This is a genomic window from Halopenitus persicus (genome assembly GCF_002355635.1).
Classification (GTDB): Archaea; Halobacteriota; Halobacteria; order Halobacteriales; family Haloferacaceae; genus Halopenitus; species Halopenitus persicus_A.
In genome coordinates this window covers 162,990-174,969 of record NZ_AP017558.1, presented here as the reverse complement: position 1 = coordinate 174,969, position 11,980 = coordinate 162,990, and the positions used below count along the sequence as shown (strand labels likewise).

General features: G+C 63.1%; 10 protein-coding genes, 1 tRNA gene and 3 rRNA genes. 8 read left to right on the top strand and 6 right to left on the bottom strand.

Annotated elements, in window-relative coordinates:
• Positions 1 to 112 precede the first annotated feature (112 nt).
• Entirely contained in the window at positions 113 to 673 is a 561-nt protein-coding gene (locus tag CPZ00_RS00805; RefSeq protein WP_096388933.1) for a TATA-box-binding protein, read from the bottom strand.
• Between the two features lie 695 nt (positions 674 to 1,368).
• Here CPZ00_RS00805 and CPZ00_RS00800 point away from each other — a divergent pair.
• The 4 genes from CPZ00_RS00800 (at position 1,369) to rrf (ending at position 6,461) form a co-directional block, all read left to right on the top strand.
• Positions 1,369 to 2,839 (top strand): 16S ribosomal RNA (locus tag CPZ00_RS00800).
• A 150-nt stretch (positions 2,840 to 2,989) separates the two neighbouring features.
• Positions 2,990 to 3,061: transfer RNA gene (locus CPZ00_RS00795), tRNA-Ala, on the top strand.
• 214 nt (positions 3,062 to 3,275) lie between these two features.
• A 23S ribosomal RNA gene (locus CPZ00_RS00790) occupies positions 3,276 to 6,192 on the top strand.
• 147 nt (positions 6,193 to 6,339) lie between these two features.
• Positions 6,340 to 6,461: ribosomal RNA gene (rrf, locus tag CPZ00_RS00785) — 5S ribosomal RNA — on the top strand.
• The 16S, 23S and 5S rRNA genes sit together here with 1 tRNA gene alongside, the layout of an rRNA operon.
• 241 nt (positions 6,462 to 6,702) lie before the next feature.
• On the opposite strand, the gene CPZ00_RS00780 is transcribed toward rrf, so the two are convergent.
• The 3 genes from CPZ00_RS00780 to CPZ00_RS00770 form a co-directional block, all read right to left on the bottom strand.
• Positions 6,703 to 7,011: a hypothetical protein gene (locus CPZ00_RS00780; RefSeq protein WP_096388932.1), complete on the bottom strand. Its 309-nt coding sequence runs from the start codon at positions 7,009 to 7,011 to the stop codon at positions 6,703 to 6,705.
• Between the two features lie 57 nt (positions 7,012 to 7,068).
• Positions 7,069 to 7,473, bottom strand: coding sequence for a VOC family protein (locus CPZ00_RS00775; protein WP_096388931.1), 405 nt, complete (start codon positions 7,471 to 7,473; stop codon positions 7,069 to 7,071).
• 98 nt (positions 7,474 to 7,571) lie between these two features.
• A complete protein-coding gene (locus tag CPZ00_RS00770) occupies positions 7,572 to 8,138 on the bottom strand; it encodes an SRPBCC family protein (RefSeq protein ID WP_096388930.1) in 567 nt (188 codons plus the stop codon).
• A 180-nt stretch (positions 8,139 to 8,318) separates the two neighbouring features.
• On the opposite strand from CPZ00_RS00770, the gene CPZ00_RS00765 reads away from it, so the two are divergent.
• Positions 8,319 to 9,245, top strand: a complete 927-nt coding sequence (locus CPZ00_RS00765) for a DNA-3-methyladenine glycosylase family protein (RefSeq protein WP_096391543.1) — start codon at positions 8,319 to 8,321, stop codon at positions 9,243 to 9,245.
• A 108-nt stretch (positions 9,246 to 9,353) separates the two neighbouring features.
• Entirely contained in the window at positions 9,354 to 9,848 is a 495-nt protein-coding gene (locus tag CPZ00_RS00760) for a DUF555 domain-containing protein (protein WP_096388929.1), read from the top strand.
• Between the two features lie 159 nt (positions 9,849 to 10,007).
• On the opposite strand, the gene CPZ00_RS00755 is transcribed toward CPZ00_RS00760, so the two are convergent.
• Positions 10,008 to 10,241 (bottom strand): UPF0058 family protein, encoded by a 234-nt coding sequence (locus CPZ00_RS00755; RefSeq protein ID WP_096388928.1) that lies wholly within the window; start codon positions 10,239 to 10,241, stop codon positions 10,008 to 10,010.
• Positions 10,242 to 10,395: 154 nt separating this feature from the next.
• On the opposite strand from CPZ00_RS00755, the gene CPZ00_RS00750 reads away from it, so the two are divergent.
• The gene (locus CPZ00_RS00750) at positions 10,396 to 10,800 is read left to right on the top strand and encodes a translation initiation factor IF-2 subunit beta (RefSeq protein WP_096388927.1); all 405 of its coding nucleotides are present in this window, start codon (positions 10,396 to 10,398) and stop codon (positions 10,798 to 10,800) included.
• A 65-nt stretch (positions 10,801 to 10,865) separates the two neighbouring features.
• On the opposite strand, the gene CPZ00_RS00745 is transcribed toward CPZ00_RS00750, so the two are convergent.
• The gene (locus CPZ00_RS00745) at positions 10,866 to 11,045 is read right to left on the bottom strand and encodes a DUF7836 family putative zinc-binding protein (protein WP_096388926.1); all 180 of its coding nucleotides are present in this window, start codon (positions 11,043 to 11,045) and stop codon (positions 10,866 to 10,868) included.
• A 106-nt stretch (positions 11,046 to 11,151) separates the two neighbouring features.
• Here CPZ00_RS00745 and CPZ00_RS00740 point away from each other — a divergent pair, with 106 nt between their 5' ends.
• Positions 11,152 to 11,973: a nucleoside phosphorylase gene (locus CPZ00_RS00740; protein ID WP_096388925.1), complete on the top strand. Its 822-nt coding sequence runs from the start codon at positions 11,152 to 11,154 to the stop codon at positions 11,971 to 11,973.
• Positions 11,974 to 11,980: the final 7 nt, after the last annotated feature.

Below are 11,980 nucleotides of genomic sequence, written 5' to 3'. Positions count from 1 at the left end.
GTAGCGTCTTCGTGGTCCAGTGTCAAAGGTATTGCGACGGGATCGTCGTCCGTCGTCGACGTCGCGTCCACGGTCCATCCCTCGCGAGCGGCGTCGGATCCCCGCGGACGCGCTATCCGAGGAGGCCGAGGTCCTCGATGCGGTCCACGATCTCCTCGACGGCCTCCTCCGCGTCGCTCGTGTGTTTCCCGCCCGTGATGACGATCTTTCCGCTGCCGAACAGCAGAATGACCACGTCGGGGTTGTCCATTCGGTAGACGAGGCCGGGGAACTGTTCGGGCTCGTACTCGACGTCCTCCAACCCCAGCCCGATCGCGAGCGCGTTGAGGTTGAGATTGTGCCCCAGGTCCGCGCTGGAGACGATGTTCTGGACCGTGATCTCCGGGTCGTCCTCGACCGGAATGGTGAGGTCACGAAGCTTCCCGAAGATGATTCCCAGCGCCTCGTGGACGTCGTCGATGCTCTTTGCGCCCGTACAAACGATCTTCCCCGACCGGAAGATGAGGGCTGCCGCCTTCGGCTCCTGCGTCCGGTAGACGAGCCCCGGGAAGTTGTCCGGGTTGAAATCCGCCCCAGGGAGGTCCTCCGCCAGCGCTTCCAGATCGAGCTCCTGCCCGATCCCCGTCGATGCCACCACGTTCTGAATCTCGATCGACTCTGCGGGGTTCGTCATCGTTCGCTTTTATATGTGTGCTCCCCCCTTATAAACGCCGGTGTTATAAACAAACCACTCGGAATACGCGACTTTCACGCCTCACATCCCCAAATAACGACGTTTGAACTCATTTTGTTCCTATTTGAACGGCCGATTCGGCCGTCCGACGTCGAACGTTCGCTCCGATCGTCGACCGGCTTGACGGATGCTCCGGGCGTCGTGGTCGGCGGGATGAATGCCCATGGAACTCCCTGACGGAGCGCCGATCGAACGACGGGGTTAAGTAATAACCTCCCTTCGGTTGTATTGCAACGGTCGCCCCGTCCGGGGCGCCCGGCCGGCCGCTCCGCGGTCGGTCGAAACTCGTTCCGACGCCCTTATGTACGGGCGTCCATTCGGAACGTAATGCGAAGAACGAAGCGCGAACTCGGGCCGTTCAACTCGGCCCGGTTTCGCCGAGCCGGCTTCCGGTTTTCAACCGGCGTCGCCACGGGGCTACCCCCGGGCGGCGGTCGCCGGCCGATGGATGAGGATGTCGCCTCTGCGGTCCGCCGTCAGCCGACATCTGATGTGAGCTCGATGGTCCGGTGTCATCCGGCGCTGCCGGCGACACCGGGCTCGGACCATGCAATACAACGGTGATCGACAACGTTCACACCGAACGTTCGACATCCCGCCACCCCCTCGTGCGGGGAATCACGCACGAGGAACCCATTCCGGTTGATCCTGCCGGAGGCCATTGCTATCAGGGTCCGATTTAGCCATGCTAGTCGCACGAGTTCACACTCGTGGCATATAGCTCCGTAACACGTGGCCAAACTACCCTTCGGAGACGCATAACCTCGGGAAACTGAGGCTAATTCGTCACACGGCTTTCAACCTGGAATGATGAAAGCCCCAAACGCTCCGGCGCCGAAGGATGTGGCTGCGGCCGATTAGGTAGACGGTGGGGTAACGGCCCACCGTGCCGATAATCGGTACGGGTTGTGAGAGCAAGAACCCGGAGACGGAATCTGAGACAAGATTCCGGGCCCTACGGGGCGCAGCAGGCGCGAAACCTTTACACTGCACGACAGTGCGATAAGGGGACCCTGAGTGCACAGGCATAGTGCCTGTGCTTTTCTCGACCGTAGGGAGGTCGAGGAACAAGAGCTGGGCAAGACCGGTGCCAGCCGCCGCGGTAATACCGGCAGCTCGAGTGATGGCCGATCTTATTGGGCCTAAAGCGTCCGTAGCTGGCCAGGCAAGTCCGTCGGGAAATCCACGCGCCCAACGCGTGGGCGACCGGCGGAAACTGCCCGGCTTGGGACCGGAAGGCGCGACGGGTACGTCCAGGGTAGGAGTGAAATCCCGTAATCCTGAACGGACCGCCGATGGGGAAACCACGTCGCGAAAACGGATCCGACAGTGAGGGACGAAAGCTAGGGTCTCGAACCGGATTAGATACCCGGGTAGTCCTAGCCGTAAACGATGCCTGTTAGGTGTGGCCCCCGCTACGAGCGGGTGCTGTGCCGTAGGGAAGCCGCTAAACAGGCCGCCTGGGAAGTACGTCCGCAAGGATGAAACTTAAAGGAATTGGCGGGGGAGCACTACAACCGGAGGAGCCTGCGGTTTAATTGGACTCAACGCCGGACATCTCACCAGCATCGACTGTAGTAATGACGGTCAGGTTGATGACCTCGCCACGAGCTACAGAGAGGAGGTGCATGGCCGCCGTCAGCTCGTACCGTGAGGCGTCCTGTTAAGTCAGGCAACGAGCGAGACCCGCATCCGTACTTGCCAGCAGCACTCATCGTGGCTGGGGACAGTACGGAGACCGCCGTGGCCAACACGGAGGAAGGAACGGGCAACGGTAGGTCAGTATGCCCCGAATGTGCTGGGCAACACGCGGGCTACAATGGTCAGGACAATGGGTCCCAACTCCGAAAGGAGACGGTAATCTCACAAACCTGATCGTAGTTCGGATTGTGGGCTGCAACTCGCCCACATGAAGCTGGATTCGGTAGTAATCGCGTGTCAGCAGCGCGCGGTGAATACGTCCCTGCTCCTTGCACACACCGCCCGTCAAAGCACCCGAGTGAGGTCCGGATGAGGCTCCCGAGAGGGAATCGAATCTGGGCTTCGCAAGGGGGCTTAAGTCGTAACAAGGTAGCCGTAGGGGAATCTGCGGCTGGATCACCTCCTACAGACCGAGACTCGCCCACCACGGGCGAGCTCACCACTCATCTGCAGCGTATTGCACACCCCGAACCCACCCGCCGCCACGCCGGACACCAAACGACCATCGAGCTCACACCAACACGCCAACACACCAGCCCACCACACCCGGTGGGCGGGCCCGTAGCTCAGTGGGAGAGTGCCTCCCTTGCAAGGAGGATGCCCTGGGTTCGAATCCCAGCGGGTCCATGCAACCCACGACCGGCTCGAAACCGTCCCCTTAAATGGCGACGGACGAAACCGGACGTGACGCAACGACCGATGCACTACCCCGGGAAACCGCGGGTAGGAAGGGTCCGACGAACACGCCCGACTCACACCTCGGGGTGATTCGATGACGACCGTGTATACGTGCGATCCAGACGCCCACTGAACTCGGCGAACGAGTTCGTGGACGTATAGTAACAACTGGCTACTGTGCCAGCTGGTGAATGGCTCGGCTCGAGAGCCGACGACGGACGTGCCAAGCTGCGAAAAGCCTGAGGGAGCCGCACGGAGGCAAAGAACTCAGGATCTCCGAATGGGAATCCCTACACAATTGCTTCGCGCAATAGGGAACCCCCCGAATTGAAACATCTCAGTAGGGGGCGGAAAAGAACGCAATAGCGATGTCGTCAGTAACCGCGAGTGACCGCGACACAGTCCAAACCGAAGCCCGTCAGGGCAATGTGGTGTTCGGACTGACACTCACCGTTCGACCCCACTTCAGAAGTCTCCTGGAACGGAGCGTGAGACAGGGTGACAACCCCGTATGAAGTGGCAGTACAACGCGCGTCAGCTCCAGAGTAGCAGGGGTCGGATATCCTCTGTGAACACCCCAGGCATCCCCTGGGAAGACTAAACACTCCTCGAGACCGATAGCGAACAAGTAGCGTGAGCGAACGCTGAAAAGCACCCCACAAAGGGCGGTGCAATAGGGCCTGAAATCAGTTGGCGAAAGAGCGACAGGGCGTAGAAGGCTCTGTGGGTAACGAGCGACGCGCGAGCGTCCAGTAGAAACCACAGAGAGCCGGCGTCGTGTCGTACGTTTTGAAAAACGACCCAGGGAGTGTACCCGATTTGGCAAGCCTAACTCGAGCATCGAGGAAGGCGCAGGGAAACCGATATGGCCGCAGTCTTCCGACGAGGGCCACCGTGTGCAAGCGCGGGGAGTCAAACGAGTACGACCCGAAACCAGGCGATCTATGCGCGAGCAGGGTGAAGCGTGGCGAAAGCCACGTGGAGGCCCGTTAGAGTTGGTGTCCTACAATACCCTCTCGTGATTCGCGTATAGGGGTGAAAGGCCCATCGAGCCTGGCAACAGCTGGTTCCGACCGAAACATGTCGAAGCATGACCTTCAGCGAGGTAGTATGCGGGGTAGAGCGACCGATTGGATGACCCGCCTCCGAGAGGAGTCGGCCATCCTGTCGAACTCCGAACCTGCATACGCTGTCAACCTGGAGAGTCCGGTGTGCGGGGTAAGCCTGTGCACCGTGAGGGGAACAACCCAGAGCAAGGTTAAGGTCCCAAAGTGTAGACTAAGTGCGATTGGAAGGTGGTCTCAAGCCCTAAACAGCCGGGAGGTGAGCTTAGAAGCAGCTACCCGCTAAGAAAAGCGTAACAGCTTACCGGCCGAGGTTTGAGGCGCCCAAAATGATCGGGGCTCAAGTCTACCACCGAGACCCTGCCGCACCCGTCACAGGGTGACCGCGTAGGTCGGCGTCCCGTTCGGATGGAAGCTCGGGTGAGAACTCGCGTGGACCGTCCGGGAACGAAAATCCTGGTCACAGTAGCAGCGATAGTCGGGTGAGAACCTCGACGGCCTGATGAGCAAGGGTTCCTCGGCACTGTCAATCAGCCGAGGGTTAGCCGATCCTAAGTCCCCCCGTAAGTCGACGGGGACAACGGGAAACTGGTTAATATTCCAGTGCCATCACGCAGTAAAAGTCAACACCGCGGAAAACATCGAGCCGGGCCTTCGCCCGGTCGAATCGGAGAAGCTCGTGGACGCCGTCACGGCACGAAGCGAACGAAGCCCGAAACAGGGAAACTCGATGGTATCCGGGGTCCGTGAAACGACGAGCGTGATGATCGTACCGAGATCCGACACAGGTGCTCTCCCAGCGAAAGGGAAGGCCCGTCGGGAGAACCGACGTTAGGGAATTCGGCAAGTTAGTCCCGTACCTTCGGAAGAAGGGATGCCTGCTTTGGAGAAAGCAGGTCGCAGTGACTCGGGCGCTCCGACTGTCTAGTAACAACACAGGTGACCGCAAATCCGCAAGGACTCGTACGGTCACTGAATCCTGCCCAGTGCGGGTATCTGAACACCTCGTACAAGAGGACGAAGGACCCGTCAACGGCGGGGGTAACTATGACCCTCTTAAGGTAGCGTAGTACCTTGCCGCTTCAGTAGCGGCTTGCATGAATGGATAAACGAGAGCGCCACTGTCCCAACGTTGGACCCGGTGAACTGTACGTTCCAGTGCGGAGTCTGGAGACCCCCAAGGGGAAGCGAAGACCCTATAGAGCTTTACTGCAGGCTGTCGCTGAGACGTGGTCGCTACTGTGCAGCATAGGTAGGAGGCATTACAGAGGTACCCGCGCTAGCGGGCCACCCAGCCACCATTGAAATACTACCCGGTAGTGACTGCGACTCTCACTCCTGGCGGAGGACACCGGTAGCCGGGCAGTTTGACTGGGGCGGTACGCGCTCGAAAAGATATCGAGCGCGCCCGAAGATCTCCTCACCCGGGTCGGGAACCCGGGGAAGAGCGCAAGAGCACACGGAGGTCTGACAGTGTCATTCCCAACGAGTGACGCTGACGCGAAAGCGTGGTCTAGCGAACCTACGAGGCTCCGGAATGGGGCCCGTAGATGACAGAAAAGCTACCTTAGGGATAACAGAGTCGTCACCCGCAAGAGCACATATCGACCGGGTGGCTTGCTACCTCGATGTCGGTTCCCTCCATCCTGCCCGTGCAGAAGCGGGCAAGGGTGAGGTTGTTCGCCTATTAAAGGAGGTCGTGAGCTGGGTTTAGACCGTCGTGAGACAGGTCGGCTGCTATCTATTGGGGGTGTGAGGTACCTGACGTGAACGGTCGTATAGTACGAGAGGAACTACGACTGGTCGCCACTGGTGTACCGGTTGTTCGAGAGAGCAGATGCCGGGTAGCCACGCGACACGGGGTAAGAGCTGAACGCATCTAAGCTCGAAACCCACATGGAAACGAGGTACCGTAGAGGTCCCGCCTAGAAGAGGCGGTAGATAGACTCGGGGTGTACGCACCAAGGCAACGAGGTGTTAAGCCCACGAGCACTAACAGACCAAGCCACAGTCATACGCGTCCACGGTCGGACGCCGAGTTCAGGCGGTAACTGGATCGCACGTAGACACGGTCGTCACGTTCACGTTCGAGAGAACGTGCGGACCACCGACACTGGCGTCGACGCAGTCGCGTCGTTCCGGTTCGACTCCGGAAGTCGGCATGAAGGCGGCCAGAGCGGCAGGGAAAGACCCGTACCCATTCCGAACACGGAAGTGAAGCCTGCCAGCGTACCAGCCAGTACTGGAGTGGGAGACCCTCTGGGATCGCTGGTTCGCCGCCTACCCACTCATACTTTCATTCATTCATCCATCCATTCATCCATTCATTCATTTTCACCGACCAGTGACAACCCCCGACCGGATGGCCCGAGACGGGACGGCAGGCTCCGCACGTGCCAGTGATCACGACCCACGCGTACCATCGCCCACGACCCAACCGGGAGAACGAAAGCCGTCGGAGCAGTCACGACCCAACCGAGAGTGGCATCCCCCACGGTCGGACGACGCCGATCGAGGGGAATCCTGTCACTCGGCGGACGGATCTCGCAGCGACGCGTCCACGACGGTGCCGTCGGGTTCGAGCGTGATCGTGCCGAGCGACACGGTGTCTCCGACGGATGCGGTTCGGTCGATCGCCTCGAGGACGGCTGCGCGGTCGAGTCGCTCCCAGACGAGCCGTTCGACGAGCGACTGGAAGGCCTCGGGGTCGGACCAGTCGGAATCGATGGCGGACGGAACGCGGACGACGAACCGGAACTCGGCGTCGGTGAGGTGGATGCCGACGGCGAAGGTGTCGCCCCGCGTCCCGTCATCATGCGCACTGTCACCGCTCATAGGAAACCCCACGGACGGCGGCGACATAGTGGCACCGACTTCCACGCGGCTGCCGCGTCAGTGGAGCTTGAGCTCGACGCGGCGGCCGTCGGGATCGCGCACGTAGGCGGCCCAGTCGCGTCCGTAGGCGCCGTATCGCTTTCGCGGCTCGTCGGGTTCGACCGTGTAGCCGGCGCTCGCAACCCGCTCGAGGAGCGCCTCGAGTTCGGCCTTCGTCTCCATCTCGCTCGACCGGACCAACAGACAGACGTGGTCGCCGGCGACGTCGATCGGCTCGTCGGTCGGCACGAGATGGAGGTGCCGTCCGCCGGCCGCGACGGCCACGTACGGGACGTCCCCGGCGTCATACCGGTCACGGTCCCGGACGTTCATTCCGAGCAGGTCGCGGTAGAACTCGAGGGCGGCGTCGAGATCGCTGACGCGCAGTGCGACGTGATCGAGGTCGACGACGTCGACGGTCATATCGGCAGTTCGACGGCCGGGGGCTTCAGTCGTCGGGTCGAAACGCGGATCGGTCCCACTCCCGTCGGCTCGTGGCGCCAACGGTCGCCCGGAACTCGTCACTCCAGGGCCGCCTTGGTTCGCCGATGGCGGTCACGGAAGGCCAGCTCGAGGCCGGCGTCCGTCACGGGCGCGAACCGATCCGTGACGGCGCCACACGGCAGTCGGTAGTGGACGTCGTCGACGAGGATCGTGTCCTCTCCGTCGGCGAAAAACAGGTGCGTGTGGACCCATTCCGGAAGCGGTCCCGAGGGCATGTCGTCGACGAAGTAGGCGCGCCCGCTCCCGGTATGTCGGTCGCGGATCCGCGAGACGACCTGCTGTCGCGGGCCGACCCCGAACGGACGGACGGACAGCCTGATCTCGGTGCCGGCGGTCAGCTCCGTCGCCGGATCGTGGGTCACTGGGTCGTCGGTCGGCTGCTCGTCGGTCATCGCGTCGTCACCCGTCGTCCCGTTCGCCGTCGAGCGGTTCGGCGATGTCGCGGCGTCCGGACGATCGATGCCGTCGATCCGGAGGTTCGCCCACCGCGGGGTGAGCCGTTTCAGTCCCTCGATCCGCGAGTGAAACGCCCACACGTCCGACAGCGGTGCGGCGATCCGGGTTCGGCGACGGTAGGTCGGCATACGTCCGGTTGGGCTCGAACGGGCAAAAGGGCTCGCCGGACGGCGGCGATCACGCCTCGACACGCGACATCGAAACGCGAATACGACGCCGGACCCACCTCGAAGGCAATGGGATCGGAACCACCGGGGTCGGACGCGAGCGCCGGGACGACGTCCACGATCTCGGTCGACGATGGGTCGCTGGAACGCGGCACGATCGATCTCGCGGACGTGTCCGGACCCTTCGACCTCCAGTCGACGCTCGAGAGCGGCCAGACCTATCTGTGGGATCGGGCGGATGGAACGATGTACGACCGACTGGGCGCCCACGGCGGCGAGCAGTGGTATCGCACCGTCGTGCCCCCGATCGACGGCGTCTCGGAGGAGCGGATCGCCGTTCGCGTCCGTCAGACCGGTGGCGTCGATGACGGCACGCTGGAGTGGGAGGCGACGGCTGGCGCGACCGGCGTTCTCACCCATCTGCTGCGGCTCGATGACGACCTCGATTCGATGCTGGCGACGATGCCCGATCTGCCGGTCGTGGAGCGCGCGGTCGAGGCCTATCCCGGGATGCGGCTGGTCCGAGATCCGCCGTTCCCGTGTCTGATATCGTTCATCTGCTCGGCACAGATGCGCGTCTCGCGGATCCACGGGATGCAGCGCCGACTCGCGGCGACCTACGGGGACGCGGTCGACCTTGCGGGCGAGACCTATCACGCGTTCCCTCGGCCCGACCAGCTCGCGGCGGCCTCCGAAGAGGAGCTCCGCGACCTCTCGTTGGGGTATCGGGCGCCCTACGTCGAGCGCACCGCGCTGATGGTCGCCGAGGGCGAGGCACATCCACGGGAGGCGGCGGCACTCGAATACGAGCCGGCACGCGAGTTCCTCACCCGGTTCGTCGGGGTCGGTGACAAGGTGGCGGACTGCGTGTGCCTGTTCTCGCTGGATCACCTCGAGGCGGTCCCGCTCGACACGTGGATCCGTTCGGTCATCGCCGACCGGTTCCCCGAGTGCGACCGCGGCGCCTACGCCGAGACGTCGCGGGCGATCCGTGATCGGTTCGGCGGCGAGTACGCGGGCTACGTTCAGACGTACGTGTTCCATTACCTCCGGTCCGGCGGCGAGTGACGCCGGTAGGTGCGGAACCGAGCACCGTGAGGCGGGTCGACGGGCAGGGGGCCGACCCGTAACCCCGGCCGAACCTTCATAGCCCTTCGTGCGTTAGATTACCACACGATGGATTGTCGAGTCGTCGTCGAGGCCGCGGTTCCCGTGTACGACGTCGAAACGGTCGATGAAGCGGTACGGATCGCCATCTCGAAGACCGGAGAGATGCTGAATCCGGACCTGAACTACGTCGAGATCGATATGGGGACACGGACGACCCCGGACGGTGAGGAGCTGCCGCCGGCGTTCCTCGCGGCCGACGAGGCGCTGGTGGCTCTCGAGCTCGAGATGACGGTGTTCAACGTCGACCGCGACGAACACGCCTCGCGGATCGCGCGCAAGGAGATCGGACAACGACTCCGGGACGTTCCGCTCAAGGTGTTGACCGTCGAGGAGATCCCTGAGGAGGCGGCCGCCGACTCGAATGGGGATGATGATCCGGAGCCGAACGACGCCCCGGAGTCGGGCGACGCGAGCGGTTCCGAGGGCAGTGACGACGGATCGGACTCCGAGGAGGACGATCTCCTCCCCGAGTTCGAGGAGATGGTCGAGGACACCGAGTGACGGTTTTGCCGCTACAAGCGCGAGAACTCCGCTCCTTCCGGAGGAACGACTCGTAGTCGTTCGGCTGGATGGGAGTCGGCCGCGGCGTGGCGGTCGGTTTCCAAGCGGTAGCGTCGCCACTGGGTGGTTCGTCGGGTGTGGAGGTACGAGAGTCGAGATTCAGTCGGCGGTGGGGGCCAGCGTTTCGGACTCGGCCTCGCCCATCGGCGCCGTGATGCCGGTCGCGAGTTTGAAAACGGCCGCTTTGTGGTCGGTCTTCGATTTGTGGATCGATGTCGGCTTTACGCCCATCGTCTCGTACTCCTCGAGGTCGAGGTCCTCGTCCCAGTGTTCGCACTGTTTTCGTACTTCCGAAAGAAGGCCGTGCAGGTGGATGAGCTCCTGTTTCTTCATGGGCACCCGTTTCTAACGACTGTGGGTTTATAGTATTATCTTGATCACCGTTAACACACATCCTCGACATAGACGCCTGCTACCCGTGATATTCTCACGAATCGGGAGGGCCGCGGCCGCGAAATTTAACCCGTTTCGATCGCAAGGTTTCGATATGGAGTACGACGACAAACTCGACCGCGCGATCGAGGAAACGCCCGACATCCAGCGCGAGGAGGGGCGCTTCGAGGTCCCCGACCCGGAGGTGCGCGAGGAAGGACACGCGACGGTCTTCGAGAACTTCCAGGACGTCGTCGACCGGCTCGACCGCGAGCCGAACCACGTATTACAGTTCCTGCAGGGCGAACTCGGGACGAGCGCCGGGATCGACGAGCGCGGCCGTGCCCGGCTCACCGGCGACTTCCGTGCCGACCGGATCGCGGAGGCGATCGACGACTACACGGCGGCGTTCGTCACCTGCCCCGAGTGCGGACTCCCGGACACGCGACTCGTCACCGAGGAGGGCGCGACGCTCGTCGCGTGTGATGCCTGTGGCGCCCGGTCGCCGACCGGCGAGTGATCGTCGAGCCCGCTCCGGGGAAAAACGAACGCTGGAATCGAACGGCCTCGTCGGTGCGTCGGCGGTTATTGGAACTGCTTGACCGCCTCGAGGTCGCGTTCGGTTCGCATGAACTCCGTGAGTCGCCGCGTTGCGTGACAGTTCCCGCAGCTGTAGTTCGTGCGCAGGTCGGGGAGATCGGTCGGCGAGTCCTCCCAGTCCTTCGCGCACTCCGGACAGTGTAGCCGAACGAATGCTTCGACCATACCCGTCGTTTTCGCCCCCCGCCTAAAGAATGTACGGGCGACGCGTGGCTCTCCCCCGCCCGGCTCGACGCCAACCACTATGGTGGCACCGTCCGAAGCCGCAGCTATGGCCGGCGATAGCGAGGACCCCAACGACGAGACGCAGTACCACCTCGAGGTCGGTCCCGAGGACGTCGCCGACGCGGTGCTGCTGCCGGGCGACCCCGACCGTATCGAGACGATCACGGACCGGTGGACCGACCCCGTGGAGGTCGCCCGCCATCGCGAGTATCGAACCGTGACCGGACGCTACGATGACGTCCCGATATCGGTCTGTTCGACCGGGATCGGATCGCCCTCGGCGGCGATCGCCGTCGAGGAGCTCGCCCGGGTCGGCGTCGAGACGTTCATCCGGGTCGGCTCCTGCGGCGGCATTCAGCCGGACGTCGACGTCGGCGACCTCGTCATCACCTCGGGAGCCGTCAGACAGGAGGGAACGAGCGAGGAGTACGTCCGGTCGGATTATCCGGCGGCGGCGAGCCACGAGGTGATCGCCGCGCTGGTCGCGGCGGCCGAACGGCTCGGGCACGAGTACCACGTCGGCGTCACGATGAGCGCCGACTCCTTTTATGCCGGCCAGGGACGGCCCGGATTCGAGGGGTTCGAGGCGGCCGGATCCGCGGACCTCATCGATGAGCTGCGCGAGGCGAACGTGCTGAACGTCGAGATGGAGGCGAGCGCGATCCTCACGCTCGCGAACGTCTACGGACTTCGTGCCGGCGCGGTCTGTTCGGTGTATGCCGACCGGACGACCGGCGAGTTCCGAACCGAGGGCGACGACCGCGCCGCAGCGACGGCAACTCTCGCCGTGGCGCTCCTCGCCCGGATGGACGCTGTGGTCGCGGCCTCCGAGGCCGACCGCTGGCACCCCGGCCTCTCGCTGGAGTGACGGTTTC

Excerpts from the sequence above, each read along its gene's own strand:
- CPZ00_RS00805 (WP_096388933.1), bottom strand. The coding sequence starts at position 673 with ATGACGAACCCCGCAGAGTCGATCGAGATTCAGAACGTGGTGGCATCG.
- CPZ00_RS00780 (WP_096388932.1), bottom strand. The coding sequence starts at position 7,011 with ATGAGCGGTGACAGTGCGCATGATGACGGGACGCGGGGCGACACCTTC.
- CPZ00_RS00775 (WP_096388931.1), bottom strand. The coding sequence starts at position 7,473 with ATGACCGTCGACGTCGTCGACCTCGATCACGTCGCACTGCGCGTCAGC.
- CPZ00_RS00770 (WP_096388930.1), bottom strand. The coding sequence starts at position 8,138 with ATGCCGACCTACCGTCGCCGAACCCGGATCGCCGCACCGCTGTCGGAC.
- CPZ00_RS00760 (WP_096388929.1), top strand. The coding sequence starts at position 9,354 with ATGGATTGTCGAGTCGTCGTCGAGGCCGCGGTTCCCGTGTACGACGTC.
- CPZ00_RS00755 (WP_096388928.1), bottom strand. The coding sequence starts at position 10,241 with ATGAAGAAACAGGAGCTCATCCACCTGCACGGCCTTCTTTCGGAAGTA.
- CPZ00_RS00750 (WP_096388927.1), top strand. The coding sequence starts at position 10,396 with ATGGAGTACGACGACAAACTCGACCGCGCGATCGAGGAAACGCCCGAC.
- CPZ00_RS00745 (WP_096388926.1), bottom strand. The coding sequence starts at position 11,045 with ATGGTCGAAGCATTCGTTCGGCTACACTGTCCGGAGTGCGCGAAGGAC.
- CPZ00_RS00740 (WP_096388925.1), top strand. The coding sequence starts at position 11,152 with ATGGCCGGCGATAGCGAGGACCCCAACGACGAGACGCAGTACCACCTC.